Consider the following 17,999-nt stretch of genomic DNA (forward strand, 5'->3'; position numbering starts at 1 on the left):
GTGGTCGTGCGTCCAGGCCTGCCGAGCCGCGGTGGCGGGAGCGATCGGGGTTCGTCGAGCGTCGAGTTCGCCATCCTGTTCCCGATCATTGTCACCCTGTTGCTCGCCGGCCCGCAGCTGGCGATGTGGTACTTCGCCCGCGAAGCTGCCGACGCCGCCGCGCACGCTGGGGCGCGGGCAGCCAGCGTCAGCGGCGCGGCCGGGGGAGCGGGACAAGAAGCGGCCGACCAGTACCTGGCCCGACTCGGCAGCGGCACCATCACCCGCTACTCGGTGGAGGAACAGGACACCGCCACCACGGTCACCGTCCACGTCACCGCCGAGGTGCCCAACGTGATACCGCTGCCCGGCTTCGCCCCGACCGTCGACGTCACGGTGACGCGCGGCAGGGAGCGCTTCACCACGCCGGACTCGCCATGAACCGCCGTCTGCAGCTGGTCACCGCTCCGACCGGCCCGCCGCGGAGAGATGATCGCGGCTCCGAGTCCGTCGAGCTGGCCATCCTGCTGCCGGTCGGCATCTTGATCCTCGCGATGTTGGTGATCGGAGCCCGGATCGCACTGGCCGGCGACCGCGTCAGCGGCGTCGCCGGCATCGCCGCCCGAGACGCCTCGCTCGCCCGCTCAGCCAGCGCCGCTCAGCAGGTCGCCACGGCCAGCGCCGCCGACGCGCTGGCCGACCGGAACCTGCACTGTGCCGACGTCCAGGTGAGCGTCGACACCACCGGGTTCAACAGCGCCCCAGGCGTTCCAGCGTCGGTCACCGTGACCGTGGCATGCACCGTCGGCCTGTCCGACATCGGGGTGGCCGGACTGCCCGGCTCGCGCACCCTGCGTGACACCGCCACCAGCCCTCTCGACCCCGCCCGGGAGCTGTCGTGACCCGCCCGGGGCGGACCGACGCCCTAGTCCGCGACGACGAGCGCGGGTCGGTGGCGGTCCTCTTCTGCTTCATCGTGCTGATCGCCAGCGTCCTGGTGACCGGCCTCGTGGACGCCGGCACGGCGATCCAAGCGGCCAACCGCGCCGACACGTACTCCGCCGAGGCGGCCCGGGCGGCCAGCATCGCGGTCGGCCCGGTTCCTACCGGAGGCAGCGCGGACGCCACGTTGGCCGTGAACGCCGCCCGCGACTACCTCGAGCAGGCCGGCGCGGTCGGCACGGTGAACGTCCTCGGCCCCGGCGTGGTCGAGGTCAGCGTGACCGTCACCGCCTCGACACCCCTGCTCGGCATCCCGGTCAGCCAGACCCGCACCCACACCGCACAACTGCTGGTCGGCGTCACTCAAGGGGAGGGCTTGTCGTGACAGAGCGCGCCGTCCGCCTCATCAAGGCCGTGGGTGCGCTGGTCGCGCTCATCGCGGTCGTCGTCGGCGTCCCGCTGCTCCTCGCGGCCCTGCAGTTGGTGCCGCACAGCCTGCCGTCCCTCGGCGAGGTCGTGACCTCGCTGAGGGCTCGAGACGACGGACGACTCGCCCAAATTGTCCTCGCTACGGGGGTCTGGGTGTGCTGGGCGCTGTTCACGCTGTCGACAGCGGCGGAGCTGTGGGGGCTGGTCCGCGATCGGCCGGCTCTACCACTGCCGGGGCTGCGGATCTTCCAACGGCCGGCGGCCGCGCTGGTGACCGCGGTCGCCGTCGGCTTGACCGTCGCCCCTGCACTCGCCAGCGCATCCCCGTCCGGGACCGCATCTGCCCGGCCGCCGCTGCCAGTCGTGACCGTGTCCACTGGTCTGTCCGCGTCGGCGCAGCAGGACATCGGCGTCCGGGTTACCCAGACGACGTCCGCGCACTGGGCTCCGGAGGGCCCGGCGGCCCCGACTGCGACGCCCTCGACGTACCAGGTCCAGCGCCGAGACACCCTGTGGGCGTTGGCCGAGCGCTACCTGGGCGATCCGCTGCGCTATCCGGAGATCGTCGAACTCAACGCCACCGCCGTCGGTCCGGACAACGAGATCAGCCCCGGCACGGTGCTTGTCCTGCCGGCGGACGCTTCCGGCCTGCCGCCGGCCGAGGGCGGTCCGGAGCCCACCGGCGCGACCGTTCCCGAGGAGGTCACCGTCGAACCCGGGGACACCCTGTGGGGCCTCGCGGAGGAGGTCACCGGGAGCGGTGAGGACTGGCGGCAAGCCTGGGAGTTGAACCGTGGACGCATCCAGCCGGACGGAGCGACCTTCACCGATCCATCGTTGATCCGGCCGGGATGGAGGCTCAGCATCCCAACGCCGGTGGACAGCCCGGAGCCCGAACCGAGCCCACCGCTGCCGCCGGCACCTGCGCCTCTCCCGACGACGGAGCTGCCCCCGCCGTCCGGTGACGCCCCGACGACGTCCGTGCCGGCGCCGGACACCCCGGCCCCGACGCCGTCGGAAGCGGCCGCGCCGACTGCTGAGTCGTCGCCCAGCCAGCAGGACGAGGACACGACAGACGAGAGCGCATCCGAGTTGGCGATGGTCGCCTTCGCGGGTGGTGGGCTGCTCCTGGCTGGTACCTCACTCGCTGCTCTGCTGCGCTATCGGCGACGCCAGTTCCGGCACCGCCGTCCCGGCCGGGTCATTAGCAGCACCCCGCCCGAACTCCTCGACGCCGAGCGGACCCTGCTGATGGCGGGAAGCGCCGGCAGCGCTGACGTGAGCTGGCTGGACCAAGCGCTGCGCAGCCTCGTGCAGGATCTGGCGGAAGCCGAAGGTGCCCATCTGCCGGACGTCGTCGCGGTGTGCATGACCGAGGACGTCCTGACCCTGGTATTCGCGAGCCCCTCGCCGCAGGCACCGGAGCCGTGGACCGTGGACTCGGCGGGGACCCGCTGGTCGATCCGACGCGGCGACCCGCTGACGTACGACGAGCACCGGCGGACACGGTTCTTCGCCCCGTTCCCGACGCTCGCGTCCGTGGGCTACACCGCCGCGGGGGAGCACTGGCTCGTCGACCTCGAACGCGTCGGGGCCATCTCCCTGTCCGGCGACTCCGAGCGCTGCCTGAACCTGGCGCGGTTCCTCGCCGCTGAGCTGGCGCACAACAGCTGGTCGGAGATGCTGCAGGTGACCATGGTCGGCTTCGGCGAGGAGTTGGCCGAGATCAACCCCGACCGGTTGACCTACTCCGTAGACGTGGAGAAGGCGATCGCGGCACTCGCCGGGAGGCTGGAGTCGGTCACGGACGCCATACGGGTTGCCGCCACCGACGTGCTCGGGGGCCGGCTGCACGACGTCGCGGCCGATGCCTGGGCGCCGCACGTGCTCTTGGTTGCCTCGCACGCGGCCGAGGACGGCGACGGCCTGGCCGAGCTGGTGACTGCGATTAGGCAGCAGCCGGCCCGCAGCGCGGTCGCGGTGGTGCTGGTTCACGACACCGATCTTGCCGACGACGTGCGCTGGCGGTTGACCATCGACGACGACGGGCTTCTCCGCATTCCGGCACTGGACCTCGAGCTGATCGCCCAACAGGTCCCGGCCCACGAGGCCGCTCAGCTGGCTCAGGTGCTCGCCCTGGCGTCTGTCACCGAGGACCAGCCCGTCCCGCCGAGCCACGGCAACCGGTCCTGGGACGCGCACGCCGACGCCTGCGGCGGCCTACGCGTCGACCAGGCCGGCACATCGCGGCGCGAGCGACCGGACTCTGTCGCGGCTGACGACCCGGCGCCAGACAAGTTGAAGGACTCCTTGCCGGCGACGAGCTCCGTGCTGCCGTTGCCCGCACAGACCTACCTGGACCAGGCGGCGACAACCGAGCAGGACCTGCAGGCGCTGGCCCCTGCCACCGATGAGGGCATCCGGCGCCAGGTGGAGAGCGCCGACCCTGGCCTGGACGACGACCTGGCCGACTGGGCCGATTTGTCCTGTGCGCGACCCAAGTTGATGCTGCTCGGCCCGGTCCAGGTGCGCGCTCAGGGCTCGCTGCCGGAACGCAATCCGCGGCGGCAGTTCTACACCGAGATCGTTGCCTACCTGGCGACCCGGCCGGGTGGCGTGACCAGCGAGCGCTACGCCACCGCCATCTGGCCCGACGAGCCCGACGTCGTCGGCAAGACGAAGGTGCGCCAGTCCATCTCCGTCGTGCGAGCCTGGCTCGGCACCGATCCGCATACCGGCGCCGACTACCTGCCCTCCGGGCTCACCGCCGCGGCGGCGGGTCGGTACCGGATCGACGGCATCCTCATCGACGCGGAACTGTTCCGCCGACTGCGAGTTCGTGGGCAAGCCCGAGGAGCCGACGGGATCGGCGACCTGTGCGCGGCGCTCGGCCTGGTCGCCGGGCGCCCCTTCGACCTGCCCGCGCCGCGGACCGGTTCCGCCGGGGGCTACGGCTGGTTGGTGGACGACAACGCTCGACTGGACCACGAATACGCCGCGATGATCGTCGACGTGGCCCACATCGTCGCCACCCACTACCTCGCCGTCGGCCAACCCGAGCTCGCCGAGGCCGCCGCCGAGGTGGCCCTGAAAGCCGGGAGCTACGAAGACGTGCCGCTGCTCGACCTGGTCGCCGCCTGCGACGTTCAGGACAAGCGAGCCGAAGCGGACGCCTACGTCGCCCGCATCCTGGCGAACCACGACGCCGAGGTGGAGGAAGACCTGCCACCCCGAACCGCTGAGATCCTCTTCCGGCGCCAGTGGACTGGTCGAGCTAGCTGACCACCGTCAGGTGCACAATCACGCACAGCATCGACGCCGGTGTGCGTCGCGGGCAGCGGTGCGGCCGGCTGGAACGGTCGGTCATGCCGGCCGAGCCGGCGGTGCGTAGCGCGCACTCACCGGTTGGCGGTGGGTCGGAAGACTTTAGAACCGTCGCGGCATAGCTGACCGTCCAGCCGACCTTAACGATCATCTGGACGATCTTGAGACGTCGACGCGGAGTCTGAGCGGCATCAGCGTGGGTCAAGAGGACCCCTGGATCGTGCAAGTGGTCGCCTTCAGCAGCTCCACTCCACGTTCAGAGGTCCTCCCTCTACAGGATCGCTCCGTCGGCTCGCGGGGTCACACGCCTTCGACCGCTGGTCAGTCAGCTAAAGGCGCAGACTAAAATTTGAGGCCGGCTCGCCTCCCTCGCGGCGGCGGCGCTCACTGCTCAGGTGATCGAGCGCCTTGCCGAGCACGTCATCGGTGAAGGAGCTACCGAGCGCCGCGTCATGCTTGTACTTGCCGAAGAGGTCGGTCAGGTACGACGGCGTCACGTCGCCCTGCAGTCGCCCAGACTCCCGATCCATGGCGATCTCCAGGATCAGCGGATGCACCGGCTGACGCACGGAACTTTGCACGACGCCGTCGGACGAGATGGTGGACCCGGTGGCTGCCGCGAGCATCTGGCGATCGGCCGGCGTCAAGAAGGTCAACGAGTTGCCAGGCTGAGGGGCGTATCGCTGGGCATCACTCACCGCGCTCGGCAGCGTCTGCGCTGCTGAGGCCAGGGCGGCACCGAAGTCGTCGGTTGCAGCGGCGCCGCGCGGGTTGTTCGTTGATGGCGCGTGTGGCGGAGTTGCGCCCTGGACTTGGATGGATGGTCGTCCGACCTGCATGCGATGCTCCCTCTCGATACTTCGTGGTGTCTCTGGTATCGGCACATCGCGGGACCGACGCGAAGCGCCGTCAAGCGACGAGGCGGGGCCTTTCGGTCAGTTGTAGTTGACCTGGTAGGCGTAGTTGCCCCCGTAGTACGGAGTCGGCTTGAAGGTGTACGTCGTGCTGGCGCTCGAGTAGAACCGCAGCGCCCAGACGTTATTCGCGGGGTCGCCGGCGAATGCGTACGTCCACTGGCCGCTGGAGGTGATCGGGGCGCAGCGCTGGGCGTTGCAGAGCTGGACCGAAAGGCCGGGCGGCTGGGCGCCGTTGGCGGTGTTGAAGCTGTAGCGCACGTTGATGCCGTCGACCGTGCCGGTGACGCCCGCCGGGGATGGCTGATTCGGCGTCGAGTACATGCGGTTGGTCTGGTACATCGTCGGGCCGACGCCGTCGAGGCTGTAAGTGCCGAGGGCTGTGGCCGGCGCCGTGGCCGAGTCGACCACCGTTGTGCCGAGCGCGATGGCGAGCGCAGCCATCGCGATCGTGAGAAGCCGCTTGATCATGAGAACCTCCTGGCTCGCGGTGGCCCCGGCGGACCGGCCGTTCCGGTTCCGAGTCACCGACGATCTGATCGTTGAAGGCGCCTCCCGTCCGGTCAATGAGCAGATTCGAAACTGCCTGGTCCAGACGCGTGTCGGGTCTTCGTGGCGAGTCGCAGGCGTCGCACCCGCCCCACACGCCACCTCGACGCGAGGGCGTGGACAAGGAAGCCCGCGCTCCGGCGGCGGTCCTGAAGCCTCGGAGAAGGCGAGGGCCGCCCTAATCCAAACGTCTCGACCGGGGGATCCAACGGTCGACCGACGTGGGTCGGCGTCTTCGCCGACCACGATGCCCTCATCCATGGGGTTCGCGCCAAAGCTCGCCGAGTCCGCCACCTTCATCCCACCGCATGGGTCGCTGCTCGTCGGGCAAGTCCGCAAGCTGGAGGCCACCGACGTCCTGCCGCCCGTCGCGCAGACGACGTCGGGCTTCCGGGTGTACGGCGAGCAGCGCGAGACTGGCGTCCGGGCCTACCGCGCGCTGTCCCTCGCGGTTGGCCCAGTGTCGCGCGGTTCATCCGATCAAGTCCCACCGCGAGCGGCCAGCACTGCTGGCCCGCTTGGACGCCGCCCCTGCCGGGCTCAACCCGAAGCGTCACGAACTGGCTCTTGCCCGGGAGGCGGTCACCGCGATCGGCGCCGAACCCTTCTTCGACATCTGTCCTACCGACGCAATGGCGTCCGGGAATCGCAACGGCCCTGGGCCTGCGGTCCTCGGCGTTGCGGTGCTCGCTTGACTTTGTCCCAGCAGACCCGTGCGGTTGCCATTCCCGTTGAGGAACGTCATGCGGCGTCCGCCTTCTTGCCTGGGCAGCTGAGTTCGTACCCGCCGCCAACACCGCGTACGTCACTCCGGCAAGCCGATCCGTCACGGCACCAGCACCCCGGTGAGCGAAGGAATGCTCGCGACACGGCGCTGGTCACCTGTCGCCGAGCCGTGCTCGTCCTGATGTCACCCCGGTCGGGGGTGACAGTCCGTTGAACGTCTCTTCGGAGCGTCGACGGCATCGCACTGATGCCGGAGGACCCGCAGATGTTCTACGACCCCACCATCGTCGGCAGTTGGCCGGCGCTGGCCGCACGACTTGACGCCGACGCCGTCCTGACCCGCTGGGCAGACGCCGAGCCGGACCTGGCCGAACTCACCACCGTCGCCGAGGTGCTCGCCGTCTGGTCCGGGGACGCCGAGTCTGACCGCACCGACGTCGTCCTTGCCGCGCTGGTCCGGTTGGCCGCCGTCGATGGCGGCCGAGACGACGACGCCCTGCTGCTGATCCTGCACCTGCTCAGTGGCCTGGTGTGGACGATGGCCGCGCAACTGAGGAATCTCAGTCCCGACATCGTCGCCGTGGTGGTCGGCGAGCTCGCCTGCCAGGTCCGGCGCTATCCCTGGCAGCGGCGTCCGCGTGCGGTCGCGGCGAACCTGCGGGCCGAGACGCGGCGGATGGTGCTCCGCGAGCTGCGCCCCCGGAGCCGACGTCACCCCGAGTGGGGGGAGCTCCTCACCGTCGACGGGGACGTCACTCGGCTGGTCCGAGCCACCGCCGACGACGAGCGGGAGGACGTCAATGTCGCCGATCTGCTGCAGTGGGCGGTGGGGTCCGGAGTCGACTCCGGTGACGTGGCGCTGCTGGTGGCCACCGAGCGCGCCCGAGCCCGTCGTGAGCGCGGCGCCGACCAGCGGGTGGCCGCCGCGCACGGCATCACGACCCGCACCCTGTACCGCCGGCGGCGCCGCACCCTGACCGCCCTGCGCGACGTGGCTCCGCAGTACCTGGGGGCCGTGGCGTGACCGCACCCCTGCCCACCGTCGGCATGACCGATGGCGCCGATCAGAACTCCGGCGACCTCCGGGGCGATTACCGCCTTCTGTCCGTCGCTGAGATCCAGCAGGTCCTGCGAGAGCTGCAGTCCCGAGGGCCGCGACCCGACACAGCAGGGATCGCCGCACCGTCGCCGCGCCCGAGGAAAGGCAGCTCCCAGCGGCCCGCCTCGACGAGCGAGTCGGTCCCGGCCGCGCGACGTCCGAGAAGGGCGGAGGCGAGCCCCCCGGTTCGAGGCCGCAGTGGCACCGAAGGGGAGGGGCCCGCCCGCGGGACTGCCCGTGCCGCCGGGATCAGGCACCCCGAGGCTCACGGCGTTGAGCTGGAGGCCGGCTGGATCAAGATCGTGGCCGCTCACGCCGGCGCCGGTGCGTCCACGGTGGCCCTGGCGATCAGCGACGCCGCGGCAGCGGACGGCCAACGGATACACCTCGTCGACACAGCGCACCCGTTCCGGTCGGGACTGGTCGCTGCGGCCTCGGAAGAGCTGGGTACCGACGTCACCGGAGCGTGGCGGCGCGGGTTGCGCGCCGGCGTCACCATCGACCGCCGCGCCACCGACACGGCATCGGGTGACTGGCCGGTCCCGCCAGTCTCCGACAGCCCTCCGCTGACCGTCGTCGACGTCGGTCTCGCCGCTCCGCAGAACCTGACCCGTCTGGCCGGCCGCAGCCGCGCCGTCGTCGTCTGCCGGCCCACCGTGCCCGGGGTGCGGCTGACCGAGCAGCTGCTGGAGCAACTGGGAACGCGATCGGTTGTGGTTGCGGCCGTCGGTCCACGCCGCTGGTCCGGCGAGGTCACCGGCAGCTTGGGCCCTCGCCTGCTCGCGCTGCGGGCCGCCGGTCGCGTCGTGCCCGTGCCGATGGATCGACGCCTCCAGGTCACGGGACCCACCTCGCCCCCGCTTCCTAAGCCTCTCCGCGGGGCCGGCCGCGCGCTGCTCGAGCTGCTCGACGACGGCCCTCACCGGGCCGCGACCGAGGCGCCAACCGCCACCGACCCCGTACCGACTCCGGAGGACACGCGTCGATGAGAACCCTGCTCGCCGACACAGTGACGGCGGCCGCCGTCTGTCCGGCCGCACCGCCTGGGGTGCAGGTCTATGCCGACCAGATCCAGTCCTGGGTGAAGTGGGGCGTCCTCGCCATCCTCGGCATCTGCTTCTTCGCCAGCGTCGGGATGCTGATCTGGGGGCGGGTCACCCACCATCCCCGCGGCGCCCGGCTGGGCATGGACGGCATCCTGATCTGCCTGGTCGGTGCGATCCTCTACGTCGTCGGGTACGTGATCGTCCAGTCGATCGTCGGGACCGGCTGCTGATGGCGCTCCGCCGAGGCGGCCGAGAGCCGCGCAGCGCCCAATGGTCGCAACGGAAGATGCTCACCCTCCTGGCCATGGCAGCGCTGACGGTCGCGGCGCTGGCCGCAGGCCTGGTGCTGGCCGTGGTCCACGCGGTCGCCCCGACCGGAGACGGCGACGACGCCAGCGGCTCGGTCGGGAACGTGACAGGCTCGACGGCGGAACCTGATCCGACCGGCAGGCTGCCCGCCGTCGAGGCTCGCGATGCGCTGGCAGCCAGGCGGATGCCGGCAGTGCCGGAGTCCGCCTCCCGTCCCGCGCCACTCTCCAACCGCGACTCCGGCCCGCCGATCGTGCTGCCGCGCGCGACCCACACTGGCCCGGCGGGCGTGCCGACCGGCTTCCCGCACACCCTCGAAGGAGCGATGGCGCAGCTGGCAGCCATCGACCAGGCCGCACTGGAGTCCGGCTCGCTGTCCGGCGCGCGCGACGTGATCGTCGCCTGGGCGATGCCCGGTGGCCCGACGACCACGAGCTGGTCCGGCGTCCGGGCGATGAGCACGCTCCTGACTGCCGCCGGCCTGTCCGGCGGAGGATCACAGCAGCTCGCCATCGTCCTCACGCCCCGTATGGGTCAATTCAAGGGCAGCGCAGGGCCCGACTTCGTCGTGCCCTGCGTGAACTTCGAGCTCGACGTGACCCTGCTGCAGACTGCCCGCGGCGCGACCGCCGACTGCCAACGGATGGTCTGGCACCGCGACCGCTGGATGATCGGACCGGGCGACGAACCCGCGCAGCCGCCATCGGTGTGGCCCGGAACCGACCTGGCGATCGACGTCGGCTACCGGGAGCTGCGCCATGGGTAGCACTCTCCTGGCCGGCGACGCGGCGGCCGAGAGCACCACCGTGCTGGCGATCGACCTCAATCCGCTCCACTGGCTCGGGGACGCCGCGTCCGAGGCCGTCGCCGGCGTGTGGAAGGCCGCCATGATCGCCCTCTGGTCCGCCGGGCTCTGGCTGCTCACCCTGGCCTTCCAGATCATCGACGCATTCACCACCCCGGACCTCTCGGCGGAGGGACCGATGGCGGCGGTGCTTCCTACGACGCTGTGGATCGGTGCGTCGGTCGCGGTGATCATGATGTTCGTCCAGCTGACCGTGGCACTGATCCGTCGCGACGGCCAGTCCCTGGGCCGGGTGCTGCTCGGGATGGCGCAGTTCGGACTGGTCTGGGTCGGCTACCTCGGAATGGCCGGCGCCCTAGTCACCGCCGCGGCCGGGCTGTCCCGCGGAATCCTCCAGGCGATGCTGGACATCGACAGCCTGTCGGCCTTCGACCCCAGCGACTCCTGGCCCCGCGAGGTGGTCGACACGACGGTGGCCACCGTCCTGGGGATCTCCTCGCTGCTCCTCCTCATCCCCGCCTCGTTCTTCTACCTGGTGATCATGTTCGTCCGGGAGGCGGCGCTGATCATCCTGGCCGCCACGGCTCCGATCTCCGCCGGTGGACTGCTCAGCGACAGCACCAAGGCGTGGTTCTGGAAGAGCTTGCGCTGGTTCATCTCCTGCCTGCTCATCTCGCCGGTGGCGTCGCTGGTCCTCGGCATCGGCGTCCAGCTCTCCGCCGGGGTGGTCGCGGGGAACGGTGACTCGACCGCCCAGGCCGCGGGATCGGCCATCGTCGGCGCGGTCATGATCGCGATCGGTGCGGTCTGCCCGCTGGTGCTGTTCCGGCTGCTGGCGTTCGTGGACCCAGGCACCGCATCCGGTGCGGCGCTGCGCCAGTCGTGGACCGACGCGGGCGGCCTGTCGGGCGTGCTGTCCGGCGGTGGCGGCCAGTCCGTGGGCAGTGGCGCCGCAGCGCGCAGCGGCGGTGACGGCCGGTCCGGCGGGGAGGCCGCAGCGGAGGCCCAGTCGTCGGGTCGGCTGGCCGCAATGCTCGGTGGGGTCGGCGCCGCGGTGGGTGCGGGCACCTCGCTGGCGCACCGTGCGGTCGCCGTCGGTGCGGACGTGCTCGGCTCGGCCGGTGTCGGTCACCCCGCCTACGGTCTGCCGCCCGGCGATGCCGGCAGCCGCCGGCGGGGCGGAGGCCGGTCGTCGAGCGACACGGGCGGAGGTCCCGACGGCGGTTCCGGTGACGGCGGCTCGGCCGGTGGACCGGCAGCCGATGGTGGCAGTCCATCGACTCCGCCGCCGGGTCCACCGCCGTCCGATGGGGGACCCCCTCCCGGGAGTCCCCGCGGGGGCCTGGCGGGCTGGGCACAGGAGGGGACGGCCGCCGGCGGTTCCGGCGGCGCCGCAGCCGCCCAGAAGGCTGCGACGGTGGCGCTGTGACGGCCCCGGCACGGCCGGTCCGGTACGGGTCGTGGTCGAAGGACAGGCAGGGCTGGTTCCTGGGTCTCGGCGGCGGGTCGTGGGTGGTGATCGCGCTGGGCGGCCTGCCGCTGTTGCTGGCCGCGGGCTCGGCCAAGTGGTTGCTGGCGCTGGGATGGGCCCCGGTGTGGGCGGTCCTCATCGTGCTGGTCGCCGTCCCGGTGCGGGGCCGCTCGGCGTTCCAGTGGGCCCTCGAGTGCCTGCGTAGCTGGACGGGAGCCGTCCTGGGCTGGACGGACTGGCAGTCCAAGGCCGCCGCCGGAACTGCCGACGATCTCGACGAGGCCGACCTGCCCGGGGTGCTGTCGGGTATCCGGACGTACGACGGCCCACCGTTCGGGCCGCTACTCGTCCGCCCGGCCGTCGTGGCCGACCACCGGGAGCGCACCTGGGCCGCCGTCGCCAGGATCGCCCACCCCGGGATCGGACTGTCCGAGGCCGCCGCCCGCGCCCGGTTGGGGGCGGGCCTGGCCGAGCTGCTGGAGGGCGCGGCCACGGCGGAGCTGGTGTCGGTGGTGGCCCTGCAGATCCGCACGCTGCCCGAGGACGGTGCCGAACGGCAGGCGTGGCAGCGCACCCATCTGCGCCGGAGCGCTCCAGGGCTGGCGCTGGCGGCCAACGCCGAACTCGCCGCAGTGATGACGTCCGCCGGAGTGCGTCACGAGGCCTTCGTGACCGTCGTCGTCCCGGAGCGGCGGATCGCCCGCGCGGCCAAGGAGGCCGGCGGCGGCGTGGACGGCCGCGCGCGCGTTCTGTACGGGGTGATGGGTGAGGTCGAGGCTCGGCTGGTCGGTGCCGTCGGCTGCACGAGCGTCACCTGGCTGGACTCTCCCGGCCTGGCCGCCGCCATTCGCACCGGCTTCGCGCCCGGTGATCGGGCCGGTCTCGCGGCGGCCGAGTTCGACGCCAACTCCGATCCGCAGGTCGCCGCGGCCCTGCCGATGGCAGCCGCCGGACCGACCGTCGCGCCGAACCCCGAGCGTCGCCACTACGCCCATGACGCCTGGCACTCGGCCATCTGCACCGTCCTGCTGCCCGACAAGGGCGCCGTCATGGGTGCCTTGGCACCGGTGCTGACCCCGACGACGGCAGGGGAGCGGCGGTGCGCCACGGTGTTCTTCGAGCCGGTCAGCTCGGCGAAGGCCGACCGTCTCGTGGGCAACGAGTCGATGAGTTCGGAGCTGGCGACCGAGATCCGACGTCGCGGCGGGTTTCAGGTCCGCGCGTCCCACCGCCGCGACGCAGCCCGCGTCGAGGGCCAGGACGTCCGGCTCGCCGAGGGAAACGCGCTCGTCCGTGTTGGCATCGCCGCATCGGTGACGGTGCCCGGGACGTGGTCGATCACCGACTACGGCCGCCGGCTGGAGTCGAGCATCACCGGAAGCGGATTCAAGCCGTTGCGGCTGGACCTGGCTCAGGACTCCGGCTTCGCCGCGGCCTGCATCCCGCTCGGCATCGGCCTGCCTCGACGTCGAGGCACGAAGTGATCGGCCGACGCGCCGGGCGCGTGCGGGGGAGGGGAGTGGCGAAGCTCGTCTCGGACTTCGGTCACCAGCTGCCGCCGCTCGCCTCAGGTCCGGCTCGGTCGGACGACGGCGACCCGCTCTCCTTCCTGGTCGGCCGGCACGGACGGACCGGTCGGGCCACGGGCTGGTGCCCGGTGCCCGCGCCGCTGGCCGTCTACCGGATGACGTCGGAGCAGGCCGGTGGGGTGTGGCCGCTGATCGCCGGCAACGGACTGCCTCCCACCGGCGCGCTGCTGGGCATCGACTACCTCTCCGGCGGCGCCTTCTCCGTCGACCCGATCGGTTGGACGCTGCAGGCGGTCGCCGGCGTCACCAACCCGAACATGATCTTCTTCGGAGCGCCGGGCCGCGGGAAGTCCGCCACCGTCAAGATGTTCGCCCTGCGTCAGATGGCCTACGGCTACCGCACGCTGGTCCTCGGCGACGTCAAGGACGAGTACGAGCCGCTCTGCCGGGCGCTGGAGGTTCAGCCCCACGCGGTGGGCCACGGCATGCCCGCGCGGATCAATCCGCTGGACTTCGGTCCGCTGGGCAACGACTGGACCCGACTGCCGCGCGCGGAGGCGCAACGCCGCGCGGCGATGGTGTTCTCCCGCTGGCTGTTGCTTCTCCGCGGTCTGGTCGGGTCCCAGCACGTGCCGTTCGGGCCGACGGCCGAGACCGCCGTGGGCCAGGTGATCCGGGACCTGACCGGTTACACCACCGGCGCCGACCGCATGCGCGAGATCACCATCCCGCAGGTGTGGGAGGCGCTGCGCGCCCCCAGCGCCGAACTGGTCGACGCCTGCCGCTACGCGACGAGCCAACAGTTCCTGGACGACACCCGACCGGTGCGCGACGCGCTCGGCGCGCTGGTCACCGGGCACCTGGCCGGCTTGTTCGACGCACCGACCACGATCTCGGTGGACTGGCGCGCCCCCATCCAGTCGCTGTCGCTGTCCCGGTTGGACCCGCTTGGCGACGAGGCCGTCGGCGTGGCCTTGACCTGCCTGAACTCCTGGGGCCGAGCGATGACCCAGCTCGCCGAGCCTGGCGACCTGCGGATCGTCATCCGCGACGAGTGCTGGAAGCAGATGCGCCTGGGCGCCGACGCCGTCCGGTCGCTGGATGCGGACCTGCGGTTGTCCCGCAACGACGGCTGCATTCAGGTCGTCGTCGCACACAAGCCGTCGGACATGCTCACCGTCGGCGATGCCGGCAGCCAGGCCGTGGCGATCGCCAAGGACCTCCTGCACCTGTGCGCCACCAAGGTGCTGCTTGGCCAGGACGACCAGATCGGCGACGAGCTCTCCGACCTGCTCGGACTCAGCCCGATGGCCGAGCGCATCGTCACCGACTGGGCCGCCGCCGCGCGAGGGAGGGCGCTGTGGCTGGTCGGCAGCCACGTCGCGAAGGTGCAGACGGTCCGCACCTCGATCGACGTGGCCCTGACCGACACCAACGACGCCATCACGGCCTCCACGTCTGGCGACGCGGAGGCAGCTGCGGTGGCTGCCCGCCGGGCGGGGGTGGCGTAGCCCGTGGCCGGAACGGACGTCGGCCGGACGGCGGTGGCGGCGGGTGCCGCGATCTTCGTCCTGCCCTTGCTGGCCATGTCCACCGTGCTGCTCCTCCTCGGTGGGGCAGCGTCGAGCGACACGCGCCCCGACACGACGTGTGGGGCCGGTGGCACCGGGGCCACAGTCGCCGGCATCGCGTTGGACGCCGTCCAGATGGGTCACGCGCGGACCATCGCCGACGTCGCCGCCGCGCGCGGCCTGCCCGCGCATGCCGCGACGGTGGCGCTGGCGACCGCCTGGCAGGAGTCGCGGCTGCGCATGCTGGCCAACGACGGCAGCAGCCTCGAGCTCACCGCCGAGCAGGCTGCGGTGACCGTCACCAGCCTGAGCTACCCGCACGACGGGCTCGGGTCCGACCATGACAGCGTCAACACCTTCCAGCAGCGCTGGATCGCCGGCTGGGGCACCGTCGCCCAGCTGATGGATCCCGTCTACGCGGCCGAGGCGTTCTACACCCGCCTCATCGACGTGCCCGACTGGGAGACCATTCCGCTGACCCAGGCCGCGCAGGCCGTGCAGATCTCGGCCGCCGGCGGCGCCTACGCCCGCTGGGAGCCGCTCGCCCAGCAACTCACGGCGATGCTGTGGCCGGGTTCCCAGGCGGTGGCTGCGGACACGGCCGGGGCGGTGGACGGCGTCTGCCCGGGTCTGTCGGTGCCCGACGGAGCGTGGGCCCGCCCCAGCGCCGGCGTCCTCACCTCCGGCTACGGGCCGCGATGGGGCAGCCAGCACGCCGGCGTCGACCTGGCCGGGCCGCGCGACAGTCCGGTGTACGCCACTGCGGCGGGCACCGTGCTCACCGCTGCGTGCACCAGCGCCTTTTGCGACCGCGACGGCAGCCTCGATCTGGCCGGCTACGGCAACCTCGTAGAACTCGACCACGGCGACGGAGTGACCACCCGCTACGCCCACCTCTCGGGCTACACCGTCACTCCCGGGCAGCAGGTTCCGGCCGGTGAGCTGCTCGGCTTCCAGGGCTCCACCGGCAACAGCACCGGCGTCCACCTGCACTTCGAGGTCCGCCTCGACGGCGCGCCCGTCGACCCGGCGCCCTGGCTCGCTGAACGCGGAGTCGACCTGTCCCTCCACGCGGGGGCCGGCGCGTGACCACACCGCCCCGGCGTCGCGATCCCCACCCGATCGGTCGAGGATGGGAGCTGGCCGTCGTGGCAGCCGGGGGCACCCTGATCGCCGTCGCGCTGGCCGCCCTGGCCGGACTCGGGATCGCCTCGGCGTTGTGGGGCGGCGGCTGGGTGTGGCCGCACGGCACCGACACGGTCGTGCGAGTCCTCGGTGGACTGCTGCACGGCCACCCCGGCCGCGGTCTGCCGCCCGACCAGCTGCGCCAGGTCGCCGGGCCCGTCCCGGCGTACGCCTGTATCGCCGCAGCCGAGCTCGTCCTGGTGAGCGGGGCGCTCACGACCGCCGTCCTGGCTGTTCGCTACCGGCGGCCCGGCGACGCCCGCGGCGGCATGGCCACGCGCCGGGAGGCCGAGCAAGCACTGGGGCTGCGCCAGCTCCGCGCCGGTCGCGCCGTCATCCGCCCGGACCGCTACCCGTCTCGACGCGGCCGAGGCTGCCTCCGCCGTCTGCTGTCCACAGGCGGCGATGCAGTTCGCCGTCGTGCCCACAGATCCGGCGCGAGCCCCTACTCGGGGTCGACCGCGCCACGACCGTCGACGGCGGCATCTCGTTCAACCGCCCGTTTCGAGAAGGAGTCATATCGATGAGCTCGACCGACAACGGCCACCGGCCGGACCTGCTGACCGCCCGAGCCGAGGCAGCGGCGCTGTTCGCCGCAGCCGCCCGCAACGAGAAGGCGGGGCCGACCGCCCAGCTGCACTGCCTCACCGCGGCCACCACTCTGGCGCCTCCCGGCCCGGTGCCCGCGACAACGGACAGCACCGACCCGGACCGGCTGATCGAGCAGGCGCTGCGCGTCCTCGGCAACCTGCCCGCGCACGACTTCGCGCACCCCGACGTCCTCGCCGCCGCGCAGCACGGTCACCGCGCGCTCCGGGCACCGCGCTAATGGCCACCTCCCTCGGGCAGCTCCTCGACGCACTCGTCGACGGCGCCCATTCGGTCGACGACGGCCCGGCCGTCCGTGCCGACGCCGCCACCGCGCTCGGCCACTTCGGCCGAGCGCTGGCGCACCTGCGTCGCGACGGCGTCTCTCCGATCGCCGTGACCAGCGGGAACAACGCGTGGGCGCCCTCGCCGCCGCGTGCACCGAGCTGGCCGCTCGCGCTCCGGCGACCGAGTCGACGCTGACCCGGATAGCGGCCGCCGCAGCCGACACCGTCGGTGTCCTCCACGCCCAGACCACCGTCGCCAGCCGGTGGGCCGTCGCCACTACCGTCGCCGAGACCGTGACGCCACTGGCTGCGGTGATCGCCCGCGGACTGCCCGCCGGCCCGGCGGCAGAGTGGCTGGCCGAGGTGAGGCACCAGGCGGTCCTGGTGCAGCAGACAGCCGCGCTCCAACCGTCGACACGCACCGATGCCGCCATCCTCGACCGCCCCGTCCCGGGCCCAGCGGCCGATCGGTCCGTCGATCCCGCGACCGTGGTCCCCGACGCCGTCGGCGTCCTGCTGCGCGCGACCGCCCGGGGCAGTGATCCACCGTCGGTCGCCGAGGTCTCGGCCTACACGATCGCCGTCCAGACACTCAGCTTCGCTGCCGAACGCCTCGGCCCAGCCGGCGCGACAGCTGCCGGACCGAGCAGGGCGTCGGACGCCTGGCGTGCGGTCCGGGTCGCTCTCCGTCCGTACGAGGACGGCAGCCGGCGTCCCCACGCGCACGCGCCGTCCGGCGTGACCGCGGCCGGACGGCTCCATGCCGTCCTGAGCGAGGCTGAGTCCGACCCGGCCACGTGGACGGCGTCGCTGCGCGCGTCGGTCGCGGCCGGTGCTCAGCACCTGCCGACCTTCGCGAACCAGTTGCTGTACCGCACCGTCCGGCACTGGGCCGATACCGGAACCCTGATCGGCTACGCCCGTGACATGCCGCCGCGCGACGAGCGCGTGGCGGCGTACCTGCGCGGTTATCAGCTCGGTGGGCTCGTCCGCGCCGACGCGGTCGACCTGCAGCCCGTCGCCGGTGCCCTGCACAACGCCCGGCTGCTGTCCCTCGCCGTCGCCGATCACGCCGCCGGCCCAGGTGTACGCGCGACGGCCGGTTTCCCGCAGCGGGCCTGGGCGGCGAATCGGGCGCTGCTCGACGACCCGCAGACGCCGGTGGCGCTGAGCGAGGCCCGCCAGCAGGCCCATCAGCAGCGGCAGGCGGCCCGAGCCCGGCCCGGTCCGAGCCGGGGGCGCTGAC

At 72.3% G+C, this 17,999-nt stretch carries 19 protein-coding genes; 16 read left to right on the top strand and 3 right to left on the bottom strand.

All coding sequences use genetic code 11. The features are described from left to right. Positions 1-6: 6 nt before the first annotated feature. The 4 genes from DQ239_RS08610 to DQ239_RS08625 are packed head-to-tail and all read left to right on the top strand — an operon-like array spanning position 7 to position 4,632. Complete coding sequence (locus tag DQ239_RS08610) at positions 7-420, top strand: TadE/TadG family type IV pilus assembly protein (RefSeq protein WP_233488941.1); 414 nt, start codon at positions 7-9, stop codon at positions 418-420. Beyond that, positions 417-881, top strand: a complete 465-nt coding sequence (locus DQ239_RS08615; protein WP_113833988.1) for a pilus assembly protein TadE — start codon at positions 417-419, stop codon at positions 879-881. The genes DQ239_RS08610 and DQ239_RS08615 overlap by 4 nt, the downstream gene beginning before the upstream one ends. Continuing rightward, entirely contained in the window at positions 878-1,306 is a 429-nt protein-coding gene (locus DQ239_RS08620) for a hypothetical protein (RefSeq protein WP_233488943.1), read from the top strand. Before DQ239_RS08615 ends, DQ239_RS08620 begins: the two co-directional genes overlap by 4 nt. Continuing rightward, on the top strand, positions 1,303-4,632 hold the full coding sequence (locus DQ239_RS08625) for a LysM peptidoglycan-binding domain-containing protein (protein ID WP_113833989.1): 3,330 nt from the start codon (positions 1,303-1,305) through the stop codon (positions 4,630-4,632). Before DQ239_RS08620 ends, DQ239_RS08625 begins: the two co-directional genes overlap by 4 nt. Here the strand turns inward: DQ239_RS08625 and DQ239_RS08630 are convergent. The 3 genes from DQ239_RS08630 to DQ239_RS20305 all read right to left on the bottom strand — a co-directional run bounded on the left by DQ239_RS08630 (position 4,625) and on the right by DQ239_RS20305 (position 6,059). Continuing rightward, positions 4,625-4,900, bottom strand: coding sequence for a leucine zipper domain-containing protein (locus DQ239_RS08630; RefSeq protein WP_113833990.1), 276 nt, complete (start codon positions 4,898-4,900; stop codon positions 4,625-4,627). The genes DQ239_RS08625 and DQ239_RS08630 overlap by 8 nt on opposite strands. A 103-nt stretch (positions 4,901-5,003) precedes the next feature. Then, positions 5,004-5,513, bottom strand: coding sequence for a hypothetical protein (locus DQ239_RS08635; RefSeq protein ID WP_147252049.1), 510 nt, complete (start codon positions 5,511-5,513; stop codon positions 5,004-5,006). Positions 5,514-5,609: 96 nt separating this feature from the next. Beyond that, a complete protein-coding gene (locus DQ239_RS20305) occupies positions 5,610-6,059 on the bottom strand; it encodes a flagellar protein FlhE (protein WP_158544805.1) in 450 nt (149 codons plus the stop codon). Positions 6,060-7,128: 1,069 nt separating this feature from the next. Between DQ239_RS20305 and DQ239_RS08645 the strand changes: the two genes are divergently transcribed. From DQ239_RS08645 to DQ239_RS08695, 12 genes are all read left to right on the top strand, one after another. Next, positions 7,129-7,887, top strand: coding sequence for a hypothetical protein (locus DQ239_RS08645; protein WP_113833993.1), 759 nt, complete (start codon positions 7,129-7,131; stop codon positions 7,885-7,887). Continuing rightward, entirely contained in the window at positions 7,884-8,951 is a 1,068-nt protein-coding gene (locus DQ239_RS20860) for a hypothetical protein (RefSeq protein ID WP_113833994.1), read from the top strand. The genes DQ239_RS08645 and DQ239_RS20860 overlap by 4 nt, the downstream gene beginning before the upstream one ends. After that, positions 8,948-9,238, top strand: coding sequence for a hypothetical protein (locus tag DQ239_RS08655; RefSeq protein WP_113833995.1), 291 nt, complete (start codon positions 8,948-8,950; stop codon positions 9,236-9,238). The genes DQ239_RS20860 and DQ239_RS08655 overlap by 4 nt, the downstream gene beginning before the upstream one ends. A 74-nt stretch (positions 9,239-9,312) precedes the next feature. Next, positions 9,313-10,083 (top strand): hypothetical protein, encoded by a 771-nt coding sequence (locus DQ239_RS08660; RefSeq protein ID WP_348519325.1) that lies wholly within the window; start codon positions 9,313-9,315, stop codon positions 10,081-10,083. Next, positions 10,076-11,551 carry a type IV secretion system protein gene (locus DQ239_RS08665; RefSeq protein WP_113833997.1) on the top strand — a complete coding sequence of 492 codons (1,476 nt, stop codon included), beginning with the start codon at positions 10,076-10,078 and terminating at the stop codon, positions 11,549-11,551. The genes DQ239_RS08660 and DQ239_RS08665 overlap by 8 nt, the downstream gene beginning before the upstream one ends. After that, positions 11,548-13,077: an SCO6880 family protein gene (locus DQ239_RS08670; RefSeq protein WP_113833998.1), complete on the top strand. Its 1,530-nt coding sequence runs from the start codon at positions 11,548-11,550 to the stop codon at positions 13,075-13,077. Before DQ239_RS08665 ends, DQ239_RS08670 begins: the two co-directional genes overlap by 4 nt. A gap of 35 nt (positions 13,078-13,112) precedes the next feature. Then, the gene (locus DQ239_RS08675; protein WP_113833999.1) at positions 13,113-14,633 is read left to right on the top strand and encodes an ATP-binding protein; all 1,521 of its coding nucleotides are present in this window, start codon (positions 13,113-13,115) and stop codon (positions 14,631-14,633) included. Between the two features lie 3 nt (positions 14,634-14,636). Further along, positions 14,637-15,782, top strand: coding sequence for a peptidoglycan DD-metalloendopeptidase family protein (locus DQ239_RS08680; protein WP_233488946.1), 1,146 nt, complete (start codon positions 14,637-14,639; stop codon positions 15,780-15,782). 59 nt (positions 15,783-15,841) lie between these two features. Then, positions 15,842-16,405, top strand: coding sequence for a conjugal transfer protein (locus DQ239_RS08685; RefSeq protein ID WP_233488948.1), 564 nt, complete (start codon positions 15,842-15,844; stop codon positions 16,403-16,405). Beyond that, positions 16,402-16,707 carry a hypothetical protein gene (locus DQ239_RS08690; RefSeq protein ID WP_113834000.1) on the top strand — a complete coding sequence of 102 codons (306 nt, stop codon included), beginning with the start codon at positions 16,402-16,404 and terminating at the stop codon, positions 16,705-16,707. The genes DQ239_RS08685 and DQ239_RS08690 overlap by 4 nt, the downstream gene beginning before the upstream one ends. After that, complete coding sequence (locus DQ239_RS20865) at positions 16,707-16,949, top strand: hypothetical protein (protein ID WP_233488950.1); 243 nt, start codon at positions 16,707-16,709, stop codon at positions 16,947-16,949. The genes DQ239_RS08690 and DQ239_RS20865 overlap by 1 nt, the downstream gene beginning before the upstream one ends. Further along, positions 16,883-17,998, top strand: coding sequence for a hypothetical protein (locus DQ239_RS08695; RefSeq protein ID WP_233488951.1), 1,116 nt, complete (start codon positions 16,883-16,885; stop codon positions 17,996-17,998). Before DQ239_RS20865 ends, DQ239_RS08695 begins: the two co-directional genes overlap by 67 nt. The last annotated feature ends 1 nt before the right edge of the window (position 17,999 follow it).

The sequence above is a fragment of the Blastococcus sp. TF02-09 genome (genome assembly GCF_003319105.1).
GTDB lineage: Bacteria > Actinomycetota > Actinomycetes > Mycobacteriales > Geodermatophilaceae > Blastococcus.